The sequence below is a fragment of the Lysinibacillus sp. FJAT-14745 genome (assembly GCF_001275675.1).
Taxonomy (GTDB): domain Bacteria; phylum Bacillota; class Bacilli; order Bacillales_A; family Planococcaceae; genus Lysinibacillus.
The window spans coordinates 78,370-102,684 of sequence record NZ_LITM01000006.1; the positions used below are offsets into that span (position 1 = coordinate 78,370).

General features: G+C 44.4%; 14 protein-coding genes and 1 pseudogene. 13 read left to right on the top strand and 2 right to left on the bottom strand.

What is annotated here, in order from left to right; translation table 11 throughout:
- The first annotated feature begins 9 nt into the window (after positions 1 to 9).
- The 13 genes and pseudogenes from AMS59_RS10460 (at position 10) to AMS59_RS10515 (ending at position 22,821) form a co-directional block, all read left to right on the top strand.
- Positions 10 to 2,790 (top strand): amino acid adenylation domain-containing protein, encoded by a 2,781-nt coding sequence (locus tag AMS59_RS10460; RefSeq protein ID WP_255350013.1) that lies wholly within the window; start codon positions 10 to 12, stop codon positions 2,788 to 2,790.
- A gap of 357 nt (positions 2,791 to 3,147) precedes the next feature.
- The gene (gene fabD / locus AMS59_RS10470; protein WP_053483699.1) at positions 3,148 to 4,416 is read left to right on the top strand and encodes an ACP S-malonyltransferase; all 1,269 of its coding nucleotides are present in this window, start codon (positions 3,148 to 3,150) and stop codon (positions 4,414 to 4,416) included.
- Positions 4,407 to 9,116, top strand: a complete 4,710-nt coding sequence (locus AMS59_RS10475) for an SDR family NAD(P)-dependent oxidoreductase (RefSeq protein ID WP_053483700.1) — start codon at positions 4,407 to 4,409, stop codon at positions 9,114 to 9,116. Before fabD ends, AMS59_RS10475 begins: the two co-directional genes overlap by 10 nt.
- A 28-nt stretch (positions 9,117 to 9,144) precedes the next feature.
- Positions 9,145 to 14,043, top strand: a complete 4,899-nt coding sequence (locus tag AMS59_RS10480) for a beta-ketoacyl synthase N-terminal-like domain-containing protein (protein ID WP_053483701.1) — start codon at positions 9,145 to 9,147, stop codon at positions 14,041 to 14,043.
- Positions 14,036 to 16,042 (top strand): type I polyketide synthase, encoded by a 2,007-nt coding sequence (locus AMS59_RS10485; RefSeq protein ID WP_053483702.1) that lies wholly within the window; start codon positions 14,036 to 14,038, stop codon positions 16,040 to 16,042. The genes AMS59_RS10480 and AMS59_RS10485 overlap by 8 nt, the downstream gene beginning before the upstream one ends.
- Positions 16,043 to 16,141: 99 nt before the next feature.
- Positions 16,142 to 17,527, top strand: a complete 1,386-nt coding sequence (locus AMS59_RS10490) for an MATE family efflux transporter (RefSeq protein ID WP_053483703.1) — start codon at positions 16,142 to 16,144, stop codon at positions 17,525 to 17,527.
- Between the two features lie 69 nt (positions 17,528 to 17,596).
- Positions 17,597 to 18,307: a thioesterase II family protein gene (locus tag AMS59_RS10495; RefSeq protein ID WP_053483704.1), complete on the top strand. Its 711-nt coding sequence runs from the start codon at positions 17,597 to 17,599 to the stop codon at positions 18,305 to 18,307.
- 13 nt (positions 18,308 to 18,320) lie between these two features.
- On the top strand, positions 18,321 to 19,253 hold the full coding sequence (locus tag AMS59_RS10500; RefSeq protein ID WP_053483705.1) for an ABC transporter ATP-binding protein: 933 nt from the start codon (positions 18,321 to 18,323) through the stop codon (positions 19,251 to 19,253).
- Between the two features lie 20 nt (positions 19,254 to 19,273).
- On the top strand, positions 19,274 to 20,407 hold the full coding sequence (locus AMS59_RS10505; protein ID WP_053483706.1) for an ABC transporter permease: 1,134 nt from the start codon (positions 19,274 to 19,276) through the stop codon (positions 20,405 to 20,407).
- A complete protein-coding gene (locus AMS59_RS10510; RefSeq protein WP_053483707.1) occupies positions 20,404 to 21,528 on the top strand; it encodes an ABC transporter permease in 1,125 nt (374 codons plus the stop codon). The genes AMS59_RS10505 and AMS59_RS10510 overlap by 4 nt, the downstream gene beginning before the upstream one ends.
- Positions 21,529 to 21,605: 77 nt before the next feature.
- Positions 21,606 to 21,719 (top strand): annotated as a pseudogene (locus tag AMS59_RS26965) (hypothetical protein); the annotation flags it as partial.
- Positions 21,720 to 21,925: 206 nt separating this feature from the next.
- A complete protein-coding gene (locus tag AMS59_RS25815) occupies positions 21,926 to 22,084 on the top strand; it encodes a hypothetical protein (protein WP_199777725.1) in 159 nt (52 codons plus the stop codon).
- A gap of 281 nt (positions 22,085 to 22,365) precedes the next feature.
- Entirely contained in the window at positions 22,366 to 22,821 is a 456-nt protein-coding gene (locus AMS59_RS10515; RefSeq protein WP_053483708.1) for a hypothetical protein, read from the top strand.
- A gap of 54 nt (positions 22,822 to 22,875) precedes the next feature.
- Here AMS59_RS10515 and AMS59_RS10520 read toward each other — a convergent pair whose 3' ends face one another.
- Complete coding sequence (locus AMS59_RS10520; protein ID WP_053483709.1) at positions 22,876 to 23,280, bottom strand: NUDIX domain-containing protein; 405 nt, start codon at positions 23,278 to 23,280, stop codon at positions 22,876 to 22,878.
- A gap of 13 nt (positions 23,281 to 23,293) precedes the next feature.
- Positions 23,294 to 23,716: an NUDIX hydrolase gene (locus AMS59_RS10525; protein WP_053483710.1), complete on the bottom strand. Its 423-nt coding sequence runs from the start codon at positions 23,714 to 23,716 to the stop codon at positions 23,294 to 23,296.
- Between the last annotated feature and the right edge of the window lie 599 nt (positions 23,717 to 24,315).

Sequence of the window (24,315 nt, forward strand, 5' to 3'; positions counted from 1 at the left end):
ATTGTCGGATTGTTTATCAATACCATCCCGATAAGAGTTCGATCCAGAGAGAACATGACCATGTTGGAGCTGTTGAAAGAGCTTCAAAATCAGGGGACTGAGAGCGATCAGTATTCGTATTGCTCTCTCGCTGAAATTCAATCTTTGAGTCAGCAAAAAAATGAACTGATCAAAGTCTTATATGCATTTGAAAATTACTTTGTTGATGAAGAAAAGTTGAAGGCCGAAGAAGGAGGGCTTTTGTTTGAATTCGAGTCGGGTCGAGGACAGACCAGCTACAATATTAGCCTGGCTGCCTATTTAAAAGGTGACAACCTGATTTTCGATCTTCTATATAACCCTCATCTGTACGCGAAAGAGGAGATCCAGAGCATCCTGACAAGAATTGAAGTTGTCTTGCAGGCGATTGCGACTAACCCAAATGGGAAATTGTCGGAGATCGAAGCGATTACCGAACAGGAGCGAGTTCAAATCCTTGGTGAGTTCAACAATACGGCCCGCGAGTATGCTAAGGACCAAACGGTTGTGGACTTGTTTGAGGAGCAGGTTAGTAAAACGCCTGACGGGATCGCGCTTGTCTTCCAAGATGAGCAGTTGACCTATGCGCAGCTGAACCAGAAAGTGAATCAAGTGGCATGGAAACTCCGCGAGTTGGGTGTGAAGCCTGGTGATCGGGTGGCGATCATGGCGGAGCGCAGTATCGAGATGATTGCTGGAATTTACGGCATCATGAAAGCGGGCGGCGCGTATGTACCGATTGATCCTACGTTCCCGGCAGACCGTATCCAGTTCATTTTAGAGGATTGCCAGCCACAAGCGGTGCTGCTCTACCAAACGAACCTAGAAACGGAGCTGCCTGTCCTCGATCTTGCAGGCTGTGTGCTCTGGAAAGGTTCGTCTGACAATCCAGAAAAGGTCAACAAGCGCGATGATTTGGCGTATGTCATCTACACATCGGGAACCACTGGCCAGCCAAAGGGCGTCATGCTCAAGCATCAAGGTGTTGCAGCGTTGCGTATCTATCTGCAGGACCTGTACCAGGTAACCGAGCAAGACAACGTGTTGCAATTTGCCAACTATGTCTTTGACGCGGCGGTCTGGGAAATGACCCTGTCGCTGTTGCTTGGTGCAAGGCTGACGTTGATCTCGAAAGAGATCATTGCAGATATCGGAAGCTTCAACGCATTTGTGAATCAGAGTGGAATTACGCTGACCGTGTTGCCGCCGCAGTATTATCTACAGACCGAGCTGACAGGCCTAAAAGTGCTAACGACCGCTGGATCGGCATCGAATGCGGAAATCATTCAAAAAGCAGGCAATCATTGCCGATACGTCAATGCCTATGGACCGACGGAAAACACCATACAGGCTACTAGTTGGGAATATGACGGGTTGAGTGACATCCCGTATCCAATACCGATCGGCAGACCAATCTCCAATACGCAGGTATACATCATGAACGATATGAATCTGTGCGGAATTGGCATCCCAGGGGAATTGTGCATCGCTGGGGACGGCGTGGCACGAGGGTACCTAAACAAGCCGGAACTGACAGCCGAGAAATTCATCGCCAATCCGTTTGGGGAAGGTAGACTGTATCGTTCGGGAGACCTGGCAAGATGGCTGCCTGATGGCAATATCGAGTATCTTGGTCGAATCGACCAGCAGGAAAAGATTAGAGGGTTCCGCATCGAGATGGGAGAAATCGAAAGTGTGCTACGGAAGCTGGAACACATCGTCGATGTCGCAGTAATCGCAAGAAACGATCAACAAGGTGACAAGGCCCTCTATGCATATGTCGTATCCGATGTCGAGATCGGGACGACAGAGATCAAGGATGCCTTAAAAGGAGTATTGCCCGACTACATGATCCCTGCTTTCATCATGCAGATCGACAGTATTCCAATCACCAGAAGTGGCAAGTTGGATAAAGATGCGTTGCCAATGCCTGATTTGGACCTGCTTCGTAAGAGCAATAGCTTCGTGGCTACACAGAATGAGCGTGAGCATGATCTAGCTGTTATCTGGAAGAGCATCCTTCGTTTCGACGAAATCGGTATTCATGACAATTTCTTCGATTTAGGTGGCAACTCGTTATTGATTACCAGCATGTTTTTACAAATCGAAGAGAAGTACCCTGGCACTGTCAAGGTGGGAGATCTGTTCGCCAATCCGACGATTGCACAACTTGCTGCACATATTGAAGCGAACGGTCTTGGAACTATGAATTGCAAGCAGATTCCATTTCCTGATTCCTACTTCAAACAGTCCAATAAAGCGCTTCTTGATTCTGTATTCAAATTGACGGATACGGGGAACTTGTATCAAATTGTTAAAGCCATGCACGCTGCCAATGAATCAGAGCTTCATGCACGGCTGCTGTTCGCCTACAACTATCTGCTGTTTGATGCAACTGGCCAGCAAGAGCTTACCGTATGCACCGCCAATCAAAAGGACTATGTTTCCTTTGATATGGTAGGCGAAGAGGATCTAAATGTTCTATTGGAAACCATCAGCCAGAACTATCAGGATGCACCAAAATTCCAGAGGGCGAAGATCCGAATCGAAAGCAAGGAAAAAGGCCTGATGCCGATTTTCCTCTACCAGTTTAGCGGAAACGAATTCTATAAGGACTATTATGATTTTTCTATTATTTTCCATCTGGGAGAAGAATCTGTCACATTTGCCGCCGAGGTATTGAACAAGAGAATCTCGGAGGAAAAAATAAAAGAGCTACTGGAAGGGTTTGTTCAAATCTTCCAACATATGTTGGGAGCTACTATAAAGTAAAGGTATGCGAAGAGGATAGGATCGGATCTAAATGTTCTCATGGAAGTCATCCGCCAGACTATCAGGATGCGCCAAAATTCCAGAGAACGATGATCCGAATCGAAAGCAAGAAAAATGGCCTTACGCTGATTTTCCTCTACCAATTTAGCGGAAACGAATTCTATAAGGACTATTATGATTTTTCTATTGCTTTCCATCTAGATGAAGGTTCTGTTACATTTGCCTCCGAGGTTTTGAACAAGAAAATCTCGGAGGGAAAAATAAAAGAGTTACTGGAAGGATTTACTCAAATCTTCTAGCATCTGTTGAGATCTACTTAAAAGTAAAAACCATAACAAGTAAAGGGTGATAAAAATAATGCAAAAAAAAGCATTCGTATTTCCGGGGCAAGGCTCTCAGTATGTTGGAATGGGGAAGAAGCTTGTTGAAAATTTCAAACTTGCGTCTGATGTGTTTGAAGAAGCCAATGAAGCTTTATCCTTCGATCTGAAAAAAATGTGTTTTGAGGGTGATAAGTCGGAATTGACGCTCACGTATAACGCACAACCGGCGATTCTGACTACCAGTGTTGCGATGTTCCGTGTGTTGATGGCTGAAGAAGGGATTACGCCTGACCTGATGGCAGGTCACAGCTTGGGTGAAATCTCCGCGTTGACAGCTGCTGGCGCGATCGATTTTGCCGATGCGGTCAAGATTGTCAGAAAACGCGGGGAATTCATGCAGCAGGCGGTTCCACCTCAACTAGGGTCCATGATCGCGGTGATGACCCGCGATGTAGAAAAACTCAAAGACATCTGCCGTTCGGTTTCTGGTTCTAGCGGGATTGCAAGCATTTCCAACTTCAATTCCAGAACACAGACCGTAATTTCGGGTAATCGACATACGGTTGATCAAGTGGTCAAGATCTTGGAGGAACAACAGATCAAATCGAGTCAGCTTAATGTCAGCGCACCTTTCCACTGCGCGCTGATGGAGCCAGCTGCGGAGATGTTTAAGCAGGAACTGGCCAATTATACATTCCATGATTTCAAGTATCCGATTCTCTCGAACGTAACGGCTAAACCTTATCAGGGCAAAGAGGACATTGTCGAGAATTTGACCGCTCAGATTGTGATGCCAGTGCGATGGGTTGATTGCATGACCTACGCCAAGATGGCAATGGTGCAGTATGCGGTCGAAATTGGACCAGGCAATGTACTGAAAAATATGATGGGAGGCATCTATTCGGACATCCCGTTCTATTGCTATGACATTCCTGCCAATGTAACCGTTCTGAAAAAACATATCGAAAAAAGCTACATCCCGTTCTTGTCGAGAAGTTTGGGAATCTCTGCAGCAACACGCAATCACAACTGGAATGAGGAAGAGTATCGCAAAGGTGTTATCGAGCCTTACAATCGAATCAATGAACTTCAGCAACACATCGAAAAAGATGGCCGAACAGCCACGCTAGAAGAAATGCAGCAGGGCATCGAGATGCTGCTCACGATGTTCCAAACTAAGAAAACCCCTCTTGATGAGCAAGTTGCAAGGTTCCAGGAACTGTTTCGTGATTCGGGAACTGAAGCTTTGTTCCAAGATTTTGACTATCGTGCTATCAAACAAGGGGGATTTGCATGGATTTGAATACTTTAAAGAAGCTATCAATTTCCAAACAGAGTCCTGTGTCTGAATCCTCTTCTACCGAAGTTCATGCCAATGACATTGCGATTATTGGCCTAAACGCAGAAATTGGAAGTGCTAAAAACGTCGAGGAACTCTGGGGAAATCTGTGCAATGGCTTTGATTTGATACGAGATTTCCCAGAAGAACGTTGGGGAGATGCTAATCGGTTGCATCAATTGAAGTTTCACAAGCCGTTGTCTGAAGAACTGATTCCGTGCTCCTATCTGGATCGATTGGATCAGTTTGATGCAGGACTGTTCCAGCTTTCTCGGACAGAAGCGGAAGTGATGGACCCAGCTCAACGGTTATTTCTCGAGTCGGCCTGGTCCGCATTGGAGGATGCCGGATACGGCGGGGTCCAGTTGAAAGGGAGCAAAACTGGGGTGTTTCTAGGGTATAGAAGCGAGTATAACTCTTACGGTGCGATGATTGGAGCGGCTGACGCTAATACATACGGCGTCGCGTTATCCGGGAATTTGGATGCGATTATTGCAAGCCGGATCAGTTACTTGTTGAATCTGAAAGGGCCGGCGGTAAACATCGACACTTCTTGCTCATCCTCGTTGGTGGCCGTACATCTTGCCTGCCAGCAAATCAGAGACGGCGAGATTTCAATGGCGCTAGCGGGTTCCATTCGTTTGAAGACGGTGCCGCCTGTGCAGGTCGATAAAAAGATGGGAATAGAGTCCTCTTCCGCCCGAACAAAAACATTCGATGACCTTGCAGATGGTACCGGTGCAGGCGAAGGTGTCATCTGCATCGTTCTCAAGTCGCTCCGGCAGGCTATACGGGATCGTGATAATATCTATGCAGTTATCAAGGGCAGCAGCATTAACCAAGATGGTGCATCTGTCGGCATCACCGCACCGAATGCAGAGGCACAGGAAGAGGTCATCCGTGACGCATGGAAGAATGCCGGAATTAATCCGGAATCGATTTCCTATATCGAGGCGCATGGTACGGCAACGAATCTTGGCGACCCGATCGAAATCAGCGGCATTGAACGAGCATTCGGCCGTTTTACTGACAAAAAACAATTTTGTGCCGTCGGTTCTGTGAAGACAAATGTCGGCCATCTTGACTGCGCTGCAGGGCTGGCTGGTTTACTAAAAGCGGTCTTGATGCTAAAGAACAAGAAAATACCGCCTACACTCCATTTTGAGGTGCCGAACCGTAAGATCGACTTTAGTTCGTCTCCTGTTTATGTCAATGACAAATTGATGCCATGGGAACCGGGAGACAGTCCGAGAAGATGCGGGGTCAGCTCCTTTGGAATGAGCGGGACGAACTGCCATCTGGTTCTGGAGGAAGCGCCCATGCTGGACGGCACTGAGACAAGTGCCGCTCCTGTACGAGTCTTGACTGCCTCGGCTAAGAACAAAGATACGGTTCTGCATTTACTTAAGAAGTATCAGGCCCATCTCAAGCAGTTTCCAAATTGCAACTTGGCCGATTTCTGCTATACGGCCAACATCGGCCGCGGACATTACAACTATCGCTTTGCGATGGTCCTCGATTCGGTCGATGATTTTGTAAATATAGCCTTTGACCAAAGTCTGCTTGACGATGAACGTTGCTTCTATCACGAGCACAAAGTAATCGATACGGAAACGCAGTTGGAGGGATATATCTCTTCCTCTTGGAAAAAGACGCTGACCGAGCAAGCAACACTGTTGATCGAACAAGCTGCAGGGGAGCATGATGCCGCTGCGTACAAGTTTCTGTTGCAAGAGATAGTGAAGCTGTATGTCCAGGGTGCGGATGTTCCATGGGAGCGGCTATATAAAAAGGAAGCCCGGCACAGACTGAGCATTCCTACCTATCCTTACAATCACAAACGCTACTGGATTACGCTTCCCGACAAGAAAATTCCGTTGCTGCAAAAAAAGGAAAAGGCAAAGCTCCATCCCTTGATTCATCAATGCGTCCTAGATACCCATCAAATGCAAGTGTATGAAACTGAGTTAAGCATCGATACCTGCTGGGAACTGAAGTACCACAAGATCAACGGCGTACATGTACTGCCAGGAACCGCCTTTATCGAGATGGCTCAGTTTGTCAGTAGACGGTATTTGAAACGCGATCGTTTCGAGCTCCAGGAACTTATCTATATGATTCCGCTTGTCTGTAAGGTAGATGAGGTACGGACCGTTCACACAATGGCGAAAATGGAAGACTCCGTGTTGACTATCACCTGCTACAGCAAAAATGAAGACGAACACGAGTGGACGAGTCATCTGGAACTGGTGGTTCGAGAAGAGTGTGAACAAGTCGACTTTATCTTACATTCGGATGAAATTATCAACCGCTGTGAACAGGTGGATAGGTCAAAAAAATTAAACACACTGTCGTTCGTCGAGGTCGAAGGAGATAAGTGGAAAAGCTTAAAGAACGTCTATTTAAATGACGAAGAAGTCTTGCTTTACTTTCAAATAAATTCGTCCCTTTCACAGGAAATGAAAGAGTACTTTTTGTATCCGTCCTTGTTGGATCCGGCGATTAACGGTGGGGGACTCTTTATGTCAAACGTTTGTTTGCCGTTCTCTTGTTCAAAAGCCAGATTTTATGAAGCGCTACCGGAAAAAATGTACAGTCACATCAAAAGGAAAAACCAAGGCAAGGATACGAATGAATTCATAGCCTTCGACATTACACTTTTTGCGGATGATGGACGGGTGGTTGCCGAACTGGAGGACTATATCATTAAGAACGTACATCAGCCAGAATTTTTCATGATGAATCAAAACAGTCAACATAATATGTACCATGCAACAAGCTGGGTTCCTTATGAAAAAACTTATGCAAACTATTTGGAATACCAAGGCGATAACGATCTTCTTCTAGTGTTGCACCGTCCTGACCAAGAATCCAGTTCTCTGATAGAACAACTGCATCACCGGTTTGGCCATCGATTGGTGACAGTTCAACTGGCTGAAGAAAATGATTTTGATAGCTTGCTCAGCAGCCTTCCGAAAGAGAACATCAAGCATATCGTCCAAATGGCATCTCTTGTGAATCCAGTCCTTCAGTCCGTCGAGGATGTGGTGTCTGAGACAAAACTTGTTTTGAAAAGTACATTTGAGCTTGTCAAAGCGCTACTGAATCACAACGTAAGGCAGGAAATCCGTTTAACCCTGATGACATCGAAAGCTACTCTTGTGACGGGCGATGAAGAGCAGATTCATCCGATGCACCGTGCGTTAATCGGAATGGGTGCTAGCATTGGGGAAGAGTACGCGAATATCTTAACCCGTGCAATAGATTGTGACGGACACACCGATGAAGGAAGTCTTTTGGAAGAACTGTTGCACGATGAGCCTATGTATGCAGTGGCATACAGAGGCAACAAGAGATACATTGAACAGATGGACACCTTGCCATATGAGCAATTAGCTGAACAAAAGCTGGAACTCAAAGATCAAGGCACGTACATCATCACCGGTGGATTGGGTGGCATGGGGCTTGCTTTGTGCAGATATCTGTTCAGCGTGAATCCAGAGATTCATGTCATCCTGCTGAATCGAACGTATTCGCGTGAAGCGTTTGAAGCATTGACAGCCCATGACGATGTTCTGCTTCAGAACAAGATCGACCAAGTGAACAAACTTTGGACAGAAGGAAAGAACCTAGACATCTTGCAAGTCGATATCGCTGAATATGATCAGATAAAAGCGACACTGCAGGACATCCGCGATCGGAACGGAGCAATCGACGGAGTGATTCATGCAGCCGGTGTAGCCGGTGACGGATTCATACTTACGAAAGATTGGGAAACATTTGAAGAGGTCTTGAGTCCGAAGATTTATGGGACATGGGTGCTTCATGAATTGACCCGCGACGATCAACTTGATTTCTTCGTCATGTGTTCATCCTTGACATCTGTATTTGGGACGGCGGGCCAGAGCGATTACATTGCGGCCAATGCTTATATGGACAGCTTTACGTACTATCGAAGAAATCAGGGAGTACCGAGCCTGACCATAAACTGGACCGGCTGGAGTGAATCCGGCATGGCGGTTAGCAACGGTGTAAATGTTAACGGCATGTATGTTCATTTCGTGAAGGATACGGAAGGGGCCAATGCGTTTGCTCACGCCCTGCAGACCGGGTTGCCTCGAGTGCTGGTGGGTGAGATCAACTACTCAGTGTTGGCATCTGGTGGTCAAACCTATGCCAAAAAGATTAGGCTGTCCGAAAAAATGACGGAAAAGCAGGGCGCTACTGCGAAGGTAATAACACCTACCGCCAACCGTGATATACAGAATGTCGTCGTGACCGGCAAGAGCATGGACAAACTGACGGAGATTGAGAAGAATGTCATAGCCGCATGGGTTCAGACCCTTGGCGTCGATGAAGTGGACGTTCATGACAAGTTCTTCGAATCCGGAGGGAACTCGTTGCTGGCTTCTTATCTGCACAAAGAAATGAACAAAGTCTATCCAGGGATGACGGCTATTACCGATATTTTTGTTTATTCTTCGGTGGTAGAGATTTCGAGCCATATCGAATCGAAGATGGGGCCAAGTGCTGAAAAACTTGTGATCGAGGAAGATGACAACAAACAGAACGAAGAAGATCTCGAGAAATTGGTCGAACAATTTGCCAGCGGCGATATGGATCTTAATCAAATGTTGGCGCTGCTTATTGATGAAAAAAATTAAGAGTAGACACGATTAGGGAGTGAATCAGTTGAACAACGTAAAACGATTTATTTTGGATCAGCTCGGCAAACAGTTGTTGTCGCAGAAAGAAGCGGTCCAATTGTTAAGTGAATTGCAAACGAAAGACACGAAGAACACGCAGGAAATTGCTATTATCGGTACGGCATGTAGATTGCCGATGGCAGGAGATACTGAAGCGTTCTGGGACAATCTGATTAACGGGAGAACCTGTTTAACACCGAAGCCAGCGGGACATCTGTTCTACGAAGAAGCCTATAAAAATAAGCACTATGCGGAATTTGTCGGGATGACCGAGGGACTGCCGGATGATACTGAAAATTTGGAAAGTTTCAGTGGCGCTTATGTTGAGCACACGGATAAATTTGATGCAAACTTCTTCGGCATCCCTCCAAGAGAAGCGCGCTACATCGACCCTGAACAGCGCGTTTTCATGGAAGTGGCTTGGAGCGCAATTGAAGACGCAGGCTATGGTGCCTCGAATATCAAAAATACCAAAACAGGTGTGTTTGCCGGCAAGGACGGTACCAACTCAATCAACTACAAGTACATTACCGAAGATGATCCAATGAAACTGATCGGCACCTGGAACGGGATTCTGGCCAGCCGCATCAGCTACCTCTTTAACTTTAAAGGACCAGCGATAGTATTCGATACAGCGTGCTCCTCCGGTTTAGTTGCGATCCATGAGGCGTGCAACGCGATTCGAAATCAGGAATGTGAAATGGCGCTCGCTGGCGGGATTTCTATTGGCGCGGGTGGCACAAGAACGGATGAAGAAGAAGAGATAGACGGCGATGACAGCCTCGTGCAGGCCTTATCGTCCAGTGACAACCGGGTGCGTTCTTTTGATAAAAAGTCCACTGGTACTGTTTTTGGTGAAGGTGTTGTCGTGTTTCTGCTGAAGCCGCTCGCCAAGGCGGTAAAAGACCGTGACCATATCTATGGTATTATCAAAGGCAGTGCCATCAACAATGACGGTGCTTCCAACGGTCTGACTGCTCCGAACCCGCTGGCACAGGAAGAAGTGATCATCGACGCGTGGAAACGGGCAAAGGTCTCGCCTGAGACGATCAGCTACGTGGAAGCGCACGGGACGGCTACACTGCTCGGCGACCCAATTGAGGTCCTTGGTCTCTCGAATGCCTTCTTGAAATTCACTGATAGAAGACAATTTTGTGGTATTGGTTCGCTCAAGACCAATATTGGCCATACGATCGGTGCTTCGGGGGCTGCTAACCTGCTGAAAGTGGTTTTGTCCATGAATCACCACACGTTGCCACCGAGCCTGAACTTTGAAGAACCGAACCCGCATATCAACTTCATGGAATCAGCGACCTATGTCGTAGACAAAGTCACTCCTTGGGATAACGAAGAACAGCCACTGCGCGCAGGTATCAGTTCCTTCGGGTTCAGTGGAACCAATTGCCATATGATTGTTGAGGAATATAAAACTCCGCTGGAAATGGAGACGGTCACAGACAAGACCAACATCCTGACGCTGTCTGCAAAAACCGAGACGGCCATGATCAATATAATCAAGAATTACAAGAAGTTCCTCGAAAACAAGACCGATCTGAACATGAACGATGTTTGTTTCACAGCCAATACGGGACGCGGGCATTACGTCTACCGCTTGGCTTTGGTTGTCAACAGCTTGGATGAATTGAAGGGGAAAATTGATTTGGTTGCAGCAAATGGTTTGAAGTCCATCGAGGACGAGAAGATCTATTACAGCAAGAACAATGTTGTATCCGACAAGCGTCAACAAAAGCTGGAAGGCGAAATTTCGGAAAGTGAACTACGCATTTTCACGACCCAAGCCAAAGCTATCATCGACACACTGAAGGATCATGCAGACGATGAGGATTATCGGACGAAGCTTGTTAATTTATGTGCCTTGTATGTCAAGGGTGCCAATGTGGACTGGACACGGCTGTATACTACTGAGCTTGTCAAGCGCATCCCGCTTCCAACCTATCCGTTTGACAGAATTCATTACTGGGGCGACGTCAAAAAGACCAAAATCAAGAGCGAAGATGTCGAGGATACTCAAACGCTCCATCCTTTGGTCGAGAAGTGCCTAGTTGATTCCATGAAACAAAACATTTACCTGGTGAACTTCAATCTGAAGAAACATTGGGTACTGCAGGATCACAAAATCATGGGCGGCAATCTTCTGGCCGGAACAGCTTTTATTGAAATTATCAAGGAATCATTCCGTCAATGTTTTGACAACGAGAACATCGTGATTAATAACATTGTATTCCTTTCTCCATTGGTGGCTTCTGTTGAAGATGAGGATATAGAAACCCACATCGTGATCACCAAGGAACAGGGCGAAACGAGCTTCACGGTCGTCTCTAGACATGCGGACGCAAACGGCGAAATCTGGATCGAACATGCAAAAGGTAGTGCGTCTTTCCATGAGGACACGGCTACGAAGCAACTTGATTTTGGCAGCATTTTGACGGACCCTGAGGTGGAAGAACTTCCGTTAAAGACTAAGGTGGATGAAAATGGAATGAACGCCTTCGGAGAAAGATGGAGCTGCGTGCAGCACTTCTACCGGAAAAAGGACGAGGAAGGCGAAACCATCTTTACAGAAGTTAAGCTTCCCGACAAGCTATCGAAGGATTTGGAAGAATACGCTTGCCACCCTGGCATAATGGACACGGCTATCAATATGGCTACCATGCAACTCTATGCCGGCGGAGATTTCTTCTTGCCGTTCTCTTACAAGAACTTGAAGTTCTACAGAAGACTTCCAGGACATTTCTACAGCAAAATTAGAAAGATTCCAAAGGGCAACGATTCCGAACTCATGAGCTTCCAGGTTACCCTTGTAGATATGGAAGGAAACACCATCGCCGAGGCAGAAGAGACTTCGCTGAAGAAAATCAACAAAATTCATGAGTACGTGACCAGTTCCTTCTATGGATTGCGCTGGACTCCACAAGCGGCGGAAGAGCGAGAATTTTCGATTCCAGAAGGCAACATCTTGATTTTAGCGGATCGCTCCGGCTTTGCGAAAGAACTGACGGACCGCATCCAAACGGCAGACAACAATCTGTATTTCGTTTCCTTCGGCGAAGTCTATGCACAGCTTGATTCGACGCACTATACCGTTGGCGGAGCGGAAGAGGATTATGTGAAGCTGTTGGAAGACATTGGGGTGGATACGTTCTCGACCGTCTATCACCTGAGCACTCTTGATTTCAACCAATCGGACTATACCTTGGAACAATACCCAGAGACTTTGAATCAGGGGTTGTACAACCTTGCCTATCTGACAAGAAGCTTCCTTAAAAAGATTAACGGCAACGTCAACTTTGTCCTCGTGACAGAGCATGCGCACGATGTAGACGGGGAAGAAGCTTATATCAAACCTGCTAACGCATCTTTCTTGGCTCTAGCTAAAACTACCCAAGCGGAATGCCCGGAATACGAATACAGAAGCATCGACATCGATTCCCGTACCGATATGAATACTGTCTTGAATGAAGTACTTCGTAGCGGGGAGCAAACCTTCCGTGTCGCATATCGCAACAATGTCCGATATACAGAAGTGCTGACAGCCCTGGATGTTCAGCGTGACGATATCGAGGTAGTCAAAATCAAAAAAGAAGGTGTCTACCTGATCACTGGCGGTACTGGCGGTCTGGGCCTTGAAACCGCGTTGAATTTAGGCGGCTTGGGACCATGCAACATCTGTTTGATCGGTCGCAGACAACTGCCTGAGCGTTCCGAATGGGAAGCTGTACTGAAAAAAGATAAAGACAAAAAAGCATCCGACCTGATCCGCGGAATCCAGCGTCTTGAAAGCAAAGGATGTAATGTCATCCTGCGCTATTCGGATGCGTGTGATGTAGAACAGATGACCAGTATTACCGAGGAGCTGAAGAAGGTGTATGGCCATATTAACGGAGTCGTCCATTGTGCGGGCGTTGCGGGCGACGGCTTCCTGTTCCGCAAAGACATGGACGTATTCAATCGTGTCATAAATCCGAAAATCTACGGCACTATCATCTTAGATCAGTTGACAAGAGATCAGGAGCTTGACTTTTTCATCCTGTTCTCATCGATGCAAAGTTTGTTCGGCGGACCAGGGCAAGGCGATTATACTGCGGCTAATACATTCCTTGACTCATACGCTCCGTATTTGTGGAAGAAAGGCTTGGCAGCCCAAACCATCAACTGGTCAGGCTGGAGTGAAACAGGCATGGCGGTCGACTATCAAGTGAACGATTCTAATACCCTGTTCCGTTCGCTCGAGACTCAGGTCGCGATCAACGCATTGAACAACGTCATAAACTCCAACATGAGCAACGTGGTTCCAGGTAAAATCAACTTTGATGTACTCGGCCAAATCGGAGCAGACAACCTACCGTTTGCACTGTCCGCTGGTCTGAAAAAGAACTTGGCGCGTCAAAAAAGCAAGAACCGCGATATGGGAAGCAATGAAGTGAAACAATTGCTAAACCCAGAAGATCTGGTGATCTTGGGCAAGAGCAAGGAGTACACCGAAACAGAGAAAAATGTAGCCTACCTCTACGCTATCGTATTGGATTTGAAGGAAATCGACATCTACGAAAACTTCAATTCCGTCGGCGGTGACTCTATCCACGCCATGCAGTTGCTGAAAGAATTGGGTGCTCTGTATCCAGGTATGGTTGACGTTTCAGATATCTTTACCCATCCAACGGTCGAAGAACTTGCCGAATTTATCGATAAGAAGAGAGGCGTCGGCAAGGAGAATATCGTGGACGAGGTGATTGCGCAAAAGTCGGAAGAAGAGTTGTCCGACCAAGTGTTAATGGAATTACTGGATAACATAGAGAAGGGCGATTCCTCACTTGATGATGCACTGGTTATTCTGAATGAAGTGGGGGAAGGTCAAGATGAGTAGTAGACAGGTACAGCTTCAAGAACTAAACAAGCAGATCATCAACATGGTGAGGGATGGAAAAATGAGTAAGCAATTGGCTTTTAGCCTTCTAAAAGAGCTTACCAGCCGAAATGATGGCGGGCAGAAAAGTGATGTTGCTGTAGTCGGACTGTCCCTCAGATTTCCGGGTGCGAACAATCTGCAAGAATATTGGGATCTGTTGAAGAAAGGAGAGAGCAGAATTGGAAGCTTCCCGCCGTCAAGGCGGGAAGATATCTATCCAATACTGCCTGATGCTCTGCGCTCCGCAAAAGACCCTTTTCTTCAAGCCGGTTATCTTGAGGAAATCGATAAGTTTGATGCCGCTTATTTCCAGATTTCACCTGACGAGGCGGAACTGATGGATCCATATCATCGCCTGTTCTTAGAGGTAGCCTATGAAGCGCTAGAAGACGGAGGATACGGCGGAGACAGTCTCAACGGAAGCAAAACGGGTGTCTATGCCGGAATTGATCATACGCACAAAGCTAATTTCTCTTATTTGCATCTCATCAAGAATCCAGATTTTTTTGCCATGACAGGTTCGAAGACGGCGATTCTCGCTAGTAGGGTCTCCTATTCGTTAAACCTGAACGGACCAAGCATGGTGTTCGACACGGGTTGCTCCTCTTCTGCGGTGGCTTTGCATGCGGCTTGTAAAGCGCTGCAAAACAAGGAATGCGACTTGGCACTGGCAGGAGGGATCAACCTGCTCATGCTTCCGCTCGATGTCGGTATGCTCAGTCCGATCGAGGCGGTCGGTGGCGAGGTTAAACCTTTCGACAAGGACGCAACGGGTGCCTGTTGGGGAGAAGGTGTTGGGGTAGTGCTATTAAAGCCTCTCAACAAAGCCCTTGAAGACGGGGACACTATCTATAGCGTGATAAAAGGGAGTGCGGTAAACACCAACGGCGCTTCTAACGGGATTACTTCCTTTAATGCAGAAGCCCAAAAGGATCTGCTTTTGACTGCCTGGAAGGACGCCAGAATCAAACCGGAAACCATTTCCTACATTGAGGCACATGGTATGGGTACGCTGGTCGGCGATGCCATGGAGGTCAGTGGACTGAACAACTCCTTCAGGTTCCATACCCATGAAACCCAGATCTGTGGGATCGGCTCAGTGAAAGCAAATATCGGGCATCTGGTAGGTGCTTCGGGAATGGCCTCGTTGTTCAAGGTGATCCTCTCCTTCAACAAGGGGTTGATTCCTGCTACCTGCAATTATCGGGAGCCTAACCCTACGATTAATTTCAATGATTCGGCCGTTTATGTGGTGGACAAACCCACACCTTGGGAGAAATCCAAGGAAGCACGTAGAGCGGGCATTAGCTCTTTCAGCCTTAGTGGAACAAACTGTCACTTTGTGGTTGAAGAACCGCCTCACCACGCTCCGGCTGTGGTAGATGGTAAACACCAACCACACGTCTTTGTATTGTCTTGCCGAACAAAGGTAGCGCTAGAACGATTAGTGGAACGCTATCATACCTATTTGGTAAGCAATGATTCTAACAGCCTCGATGATATTTGCTTCACTTCCAGCGTGGGCAGAGGGCATTACCGCTACCGAATTGCGATAATAGCAAGCACTCTCGAGGAACTGAAAGAGAAAATCGATGTGCTGAATGCCCAAGGGATAGAGCATGTAGAGCAGACAGACGTCTTTTGTGGCGAACACAGCATTGTTCCAAGCACCAAGTGGGATAGGAATTGTAGCGAGATCACCGAAGGCGAAAAAAGGCAGATGAGCAAGTCTGTTAGCGCATTGATCGCACAGGAAACAGATAAGGACTGCACCGATCTGCTCGAAACCATTTGCGTGAAATACGTACAAGGTGCAGATGTTGACTGGAAGCAGCTTTACTTGGATCGAAAAACGCGCAGGGTCAACCTGCCAGTATATCCTTTGGAGCGGACGAGGTATTGGATAAAAGTTGCTCAAGATCAGAAAAAAGACGATTTGTCTGTGACAATCAAGTAACAAACCGGAGTTGAACCTAGGCGTTACGTAAAGGGCCATTCCGAGTGGTGGAATGACCCTAGATGCAAATAAAGTTCAAAAAAATAAGAAGGTGACGGCTTGAATACTAATTTAGGTAAAGATCTTACAGTCGGAAATGCAGGAACCCTACTAATGGGCATGTGGATTCCCCTTGTGATTGGATCGATGTTCACGATGGGATACAGCATCATCAATGCCATATGGGTTGGTCAAATCCTTGGCAGCAAAGAGATGGCCGGCGTGGCTGTGACTATGCCGATCGTCCAATTGATGGGCGCACTGGCCACAGGGATCATGACAGCTGTATCAATCCTGATTGCCCGATATTACGGAGCTAAAGAAGAAGGACAGATGAAAAACATCGTGTTTCATGGTTGGGTGATCACTGCGATGTTAATCATTTTAGTCACAGGTGGCGGTATCCTGTTCTGCGATCCCCTGTTAAGGGCAATGGGAACACCTGAGGATGTGCTGACACTCACGTCCGGTTACATGAAGATTATCTTCGCCAGCTTCATTTTCTCCACGATACTCTCCTTGGTCTCCTCGATCTTGCGAGGAGTGGGAGATACGAAAAAACCGATGGTATTTGTGCTCCTCTCGATCATCATCAATGCTATTCTTGACCCGTTGCTGATTATGGGTGTTGGTCCGATCCCGCAGATGGGACTAAACGGAGCAGGGCTGGCTTCGCTGCTGTCATCGGCTATAGCAGGCGTATTTGCCTATGGATACATGAAAAAGCAGTCTGGCAATCTAATCAAAATAGCAATATCTAAGCTCGACTTCGCTGTTATCAGGGATATCTTGAAAATTGGCATTCCGACAGCCGGGCAGCAACTGCTCTTTGCCTTCGGTGCCATCTTCATGGTGGTGTTCGTAAATACATATGGCGTTTCAGCCATCGCAGCGTACGGCGCGGTAACCAGAATCGAATATTTTGTCATACTACCTGGTATAGCTATGTCAATGGCGCTGTCCATCATTATTGGGCAAAATCTAGGGGCCGGAAAAACGGAACGCGTCAAAGAATTCTTCAAATCGGGTATCATCATCGGCTCTGTTTACACGATCCTAGTATCTATCCTCACGATCGTCTTCCCGAAAGCACTAATGTCTATGTTTTTGGATGATCCTACGGCGCTAGAAGTAGGAATCGACTATTTTCGAATGGTCGGGTTTTCCTATATCTTAATATCGATCATGTTTGTTCTAAACGGAATTATCAACGGAGCAGGAAAAACCATCATCTCCCTGATGCTGTCGTTCGTGTCCATCTGCCTGGTACGGATTCCCCTTGCGGGATACCTACCATACACCGGCATGGGGATCAAGGGGATATGGGCAGCTTTCATGATCGGTTCTGCGGTCAGTGTGATTCTTTTTATAACTTACTACTACTCTGGGCACTGGAAAAATAGTACAATTGTAAATGATAAGCCGATTGAACAGTCATTAAATTAATTACCAATGATTTATAAAGTTTACTAAAATGTTCCTGGAAGCAACACAAACCTTGAAGGGGGTGTCTATATGAAAACGATCAAATTATTTTGTATCCCCTACTCAGGGGGATCGGCCGAAATCTATTGGAAGTGGAAAAAGTCTTTATACAATCACGTTGAGTTGTGTCCACTTGAGATCGGAGGGCGGGGAAAGCGCATTTGCGAATCGCTTCCTGATCGATTTGAGAATGTCGTCGAAGATTTGGCTACTGCCATCATGGATCAGTTGGAGTCAAACGAGAGATACGCGATTTTTGGACACAGCATGGGATCCTTGCTTGCTTTTGAAACCTATTACAAACTGATGGAAAAAGGTTGCCACGCGCCTTGTCATATGTTTTTCAGCGGGAGGTCTGCACCTCAAAGTCCCCGAGACAAAACCTCCTACCATCTGTTGCCGGATAAGGAGTTCTTAAAAGTCGTATTGAGTTATGGTGGCAACACCGAGGGAATTCTCGGCAACGAAGAGCTTTTGCAACTGTTTGTACCTATCCTAAGAGCAGATTTCAAAATCAGCGAAAGCTATGAGTACGAAGAAAAAAGCAAAAAAATCGCTTCGGATATTACCGTGATTAACGGAAACAACGATCGAAGTGTTGCAAATTTTGACATAAATGATTGGAGGCTCCATGCAGGAAAGAAATGTGAAATCAAGAGAGTAATCGGAGGGCACTTTTTTATTACCGAAGACCCCCTGTATGTCGTAGATATTATCAATCACGCATTGCAAAACGTTTGAGGAGGGAATTAGGATGATCATTGAAGTAACGGGTCTGGTAAAAAAGTACAAGGATTATACAGCTGTAAACGGTGTTGATTTGAGTATTGACGAAGGTGAAATATTTGGCTTGCTAGGACCTAACGGTGCAGGCAAATCGACAACGATGAATACGTTGTTGGGCTTGTTAAGAGTCAACAACGGCACAGTGAAGATGTTCGGCAAGGATTTTTCCAAACATGCGAGAGAAATTAAACGATCTGTCGGATATGTGCCGCAGGAATACGCTTTTTTCGAGACCTTAAGCGCCATTGACAATGTGACGTATTGGGGTAAGTTATATGGATTGCGTGGCGAAAAGTTAGATAAAGCCGTGCAGGAAGCGCTAGAGTTTACCGGACTCTGGAACAGAAGAAAAGGCATTGCTAAGACTTTTTCGGGTGGTATGAAGAGGCGTCTAAACATCGCTTGTGCGATTGTACATAAGCCGCGTATCCTGTTTATGGATGAACCGACGGTCGGAATCGATCCCCAATCGCGCAACAATATTCTGGAATCAATCAAAATCATGAATCAAAATGGGATGACTATCATCTATACGACACATTACATGGAAGAAATCGAGGCCATCTGCGAACGAGTTGCCATCATGGACTTTGGCAAAGTGATCGCACTAGGAAGCATCGAAGAGCTGATCGATTCCATTTCGACAGGAACTCGCTTGAGCCTGGAGCTGGTATCGAATACCGAAATTGCCATTTCAGTGATTGAAAAGACGGAAGGCATCATAGCATGCAATAACATAAACGGAGTACTTGACATCCATTTGGAAAAAAACGAGAAGTCCCTTACGGCATTATTGGAAAATCTAATCCAGGATGGATTTGGAATTAAATCCATGACGATGGAAAAACCGAATCTGGAGACGGTGTTCTTGCAGTTAACGGGTAAAAAACTGAGAGACTAATTCGAGATGGTGGTGAAACTATGAATATTCTTACACAAATTTTTTATTCAGGAAAGCGGATCCTGATGGATCCTAAACCAATCTTCGTCAGATTGCTCAGTTTTATGGTGATTATCTTAATATTGGGTACAGCATTCAAAAACCAGTTTAGTGTTACCTCCTTGGATAAAGTTAAGGTTGCCTACAGCAATGCGGATTCTGGTCAACTTGGTGAACTGTTCATCAAGTCTATGATCGGTTCAGAAGAAATTAAATCTTTGGCGGAGTTTGAACAAGTTCACTCTCTTGATGAGGGACGAGAGATTTTAAACAACGAAGAGGCAGTTGCGTTTATCTTTATTCCTGATGGATTCTCCAAGCAAGGAGAATCTGAAGGGACAAGTAAAACGATTGAAGTCTATCTTGCCAAATCTTCTGGCGTGGATACGACAATCGTCCGGAATGTCGTGGACAGTCTGGTGAATGGCATGAATACTGCAGGCGTAGTCGCTACCATGTCGGGCAATTTGCAAATGGAACAAGCGAATTCGGATACTAGTTTGGAAGAAGTACCTCTAACCAATTCCAAATCGGCGACAGCGATAGGGTATTATTCCATTGCGATGCTTCTGATGTTTCTGTTACGCGGCCAGGAATACGGCGCGTCCGGGATGGGAGAGGATTATTTGGGCACAGTGGGTGATCGGCTCAAGCTTTCGCCGATTAAACCTTTTGAACAATACCTAGGTAAAACGATTGGTCTTTCCTTGGTCACCTTCTTGCAGGGCATGGTGATTATCCTATTTACAAAATATGTATACGACGTTGATTGGGGGAACCACTTTGCTGTTATCGTTTTGGTCGTCTTTGTGTTCTCCTTATTATCCACGACGCTCGGTGGAATGTTAACCATTCTCACCCAGGATTCCGTAAAAGCCGACGCTATTGCCAACATTGTGACCCTGGGGTCAACTTTCCTTATTGGCGGCTTTGTCATTGTTGATTTTGGAGCCTTCGCAGCAATTGCCCCAAGCTATTATGCAAAATCGGCAATATTCAATGTCGTGTATAACGATCAGCTAGGTCCTGCTTTTGTGAATATTGGTCAGATGTTGGCTATCACGATGTTATTCGCGGTGACTAGCATTTTGGTTTCAAGGAGGAAAAGAGCATGACAATCTTATTCAACAGCATAAAACGGATATTTCGCAAACGAACAAACATCTTGTTTATGCTTGTGATTCCGATCCTACTGAATATGTTTTTGATTTCAGCTGTAACCAAAGATGTAAAATATAATTTAGGCATACTGGATCAGGATTCTACCCCGTTCACAGAGGACTTTGTCTCGAAAATGCAAGAAAAATACAATGTAACATTATTGACCCCAAGCGACGATGTGAAGGGCTTAGTTGTCAACAAAAAACTGGACATCGCTTTTACTTTTCAATCGGGATTCACTGCAGATATGCTTGAAGGGAAAGATGTTGCTGCTCTTAGCTATGCCCTTGAAGCTTCCAATGTGGCGAAACCCGTTCAAGTGTACGTGTCCAGTTACATATCGTCTGCGAAACAAATTGCGACATCTGCAAAAGGGAATGAAGATGTATTCTATAAGGGGATGGAGGCTTACAATAAGAATACATTTGCGGCTGAATATAAGAATTTTTCCACAGAGTTCTCTGAAAAAGACGTGAGCAATGCGGTTACCTCCTTGGGATTCATCGCGTTTGGTATGCTGCTTCTGATTACCTTCTCTACAAGCTTGATTCTGGAGGATAAGCTTACCGGAGTCTATGATCGAATCACCGCAACACCGCTAACACGCTCCAGTTATTTCTCACAACATATGTTAGCTAGCTTCCTTGTTGCAGCGATTCAGGTTCTGCTGTTAATCAGTTTTTTACCGGACATGGTCGATATATCCTATGGTTCAACGCCAAATCAGAAACTAGAGGTCATCGTAGTTTGTCTTGCGTTCGTCCTTGCCTGCGTAGCCATTGGCGTAGCTATCAGCAGATTTTCAAAAAGCGCACTGATGGCAAGCTCTCTTACGGCTTTGATCAATATCCCGATGCTGATGCTCGGTGGATGTTTTTGGCCTAGAGAAATCATGCCAGATTTTATGCAGCGAATCAGTGAATTTATGCCGACGACTTGGTTTTTACAAGCAGGGGAGACTGTTTTGTACGGCAAAAGTTTAAACGGTGCCATCTCTGAATTATCATATTTGATTTGCTTTGCTGTTTTGTTGTTGATTGTAACATTTGCCTTTAAGTCGGAAAAAGTGAGATAAATACAATTAAACTTCAGTCATGTTAAGTGCATCCCATGGTCAAGGGGTATAGAGGAAGCCTATACGTTCTTAAATCTTTAAGAACAACAATTCCTTTCCACCAAGCATTAATGAACAATGACGTTTTCAAATCTACGCAGTTCAATACGAAGTTCCTTGAAGATAATGATGTTTTGGAGACAAGTAAGTAAATGTTTCGTTAACAACGGAATAGAACGCTAACGTCTATTTCTTTATACCTTCTGACTTTACTAGTCAGGAGGTTTTTTATTTATCACCGTTCAGGCTTATTTGATTTAATTTAACAGTATTGACACCTTTTATGAAGCGTATAATTTAGATGTGTTATAATCTACATTAACGGTACAGTATCGTTTAATGAACTTGGGGGCAGATGATGGATAACCAATATGTCGTAGGTTGGGGTACATTGGCGTTGATAAATGCTGCACTTGCACAAGGGAAGAATAGAACGGGGTTAAATTGGTTTTTACTTTCTCTTGTGTTAGGTCCATTGGCAACACTAATTTTGTTATTTGTTGAAAAGAGACAGTAACACTATATATTCACAATAATTTATATAAGTTAATAAAGTGAGAAGCGTGGTCGTGTAGACTCTCGCTTATGGGGTATTTATTAAATGTAAGTCGATTATAGGATCGGCTTATTTTTATATACTATTATACTTATTGACGCTTAAATAAAATAAATTTTGGAAAAATGATACAATGAAAATAACTCAGAATCATCACAAAGTAAGTACCTTGCAAATAGACTGGATATGGAGTGGAAGGTGGAGCAATGAGGTAATTACAATTAGTGAAAGGGGGATGTGGTATGAAGAAATATTTTTTATATTTAGTAGCTCTTTTTGGACTTCTCATCATGGGGTGTTCAAATACTAATGGATTGTCGGGAGGGAAGCCTCCTAAAGCCTATATAGAGATTGATAATAAAAAATTTGAAACTACACTCGGAACTTATTGTTGGCCAAGTAAATGTGTTGATACTGCTGGACCAGTTGAACTTTTAGAAGGTAAAAAGCCTATAAAAGTTAAATCTGGTGAAAATATAACTCTTGTGATGGATTACGAACCAAAACCAAATGAAATTCATGTTGTACAAATGAGTGATAACAAAGAAACTGAAGTCATGGTCAAAGACAATCATTTTACCGCACCAACACAGCGTGGAGTTTATTATTATTCTTATGGCGTTTGGTGGTTGGATGAAAAGGAAGCGAATTTATCTCATGGCGACGCTTTCTATGCATTCGTTTTAGAAGTAGATTAGTTAGTCCATTAAAGGGAGCTGTTATTGCATAACATAAGGAAAAAATGGCTCCCTTTAGAGTAAATCGAAAACATTATGTTTTTTATAATCATTAATTATTACTTCAGGTAATAATTCCATCAAATCATCTTTAGTAGCCCATATAAATTGATCATGTTCATCTGAAAGAAATACTTCATCATTCTGACATTCACAAAGGAATGTCAAAAGTACAATTTGTCGTAAATTATGAGTTAAAAAGGTCGTTGAAAAAAGATGTGTACTTACGTTAATATTTAGACCAACCTCTTCAAGAAATTCTCGTTTCAAAGCAACCTCAAATGATTCACCAAATTCTAAAACACCACCAACGCTTTCCCATGTGCCTGCTCCTGTTTCATCAAAAGCAGAGCGCTTCACAATTAACATTTTATTATTTTTTATCAAAACACCCTTGACTGCTACTTTTATTTCTCCCATTAGTTCACCTACTTTAGAACAGTGCTAACTCCGCCCATTTTATATATTCTTTTAAAAATAACGGTGCTTGAGGGTTGTTAAGTATTTCTTCCGTTGCTAATAAAAATACGTTTTCTACTTCTTCAGGTTGTTTTACAAAAAAATCACCTGATTCATATTCACAGAGGAAAATAATATCAACAACGTTTTCTCCTTTATCTGTTACAAACGAAGTGCTATGTATATATTTCAAATTCTCTTTAACCTTAACACCAATTTCTTCAAAAATTTCTCTTTTCAAAGTTTTTTCTAATATATTTGGTGAATTTCCTTCAATATCTACTTTTCCTCCAATAAGTGAAAGTAATCCACCTGCATGCTCTTCTTTTTTACTTCTTTCAACAATTATCCACTTGTCATCTTTTCTTATTGCTCCTTCAACATTGACAATAAACATATTTAATTCCCCCATCTAATGTCTTTTTCTTACATAAACCAAGACTTTTTCGCTTTTCATTTTTTATCGATATCACGCCTTTGAGAGAAGTTTCGTTTGCAAAAATTCATTGAATCTGCAATTTACTTAAATTATCTAGAATTAAGATCATACGGACAAACCTAGAATAAATGTTCAACTTAATCGCTTGAATTTTCTTCTTTATCTCCTTACATATTCTTAATTATTCAGAAATTCCATATATAAGGGAATTATAACGTATTAAGATTGTTTGTTGAAAGTTAAATGGAAAAAATGAAATATTTTGGTGTGTTATCGAAAGTCGTAGGTGATAAAAGCAACGTCAGGTTTCTAAGTGAAAATTGGCAAGTAGGAGGATTCATTCTTTGTAAGTTAAATTTGGTTAATTAAATTCATTTTTTAGGGTAGAAGCTGTATTCGCTTTTTCAACAGTAGTATCGCCTACATTATTGACATTAGCAAATTATGAATCTAATCTAGAGTTAACTTTAGAATATAGTTTAGGGGATGAATTAGTTTGAATATTCTTCTTAGTGTTCTAATAGCTATTGTTTATGTTAGGTTTATGTATTTTATTT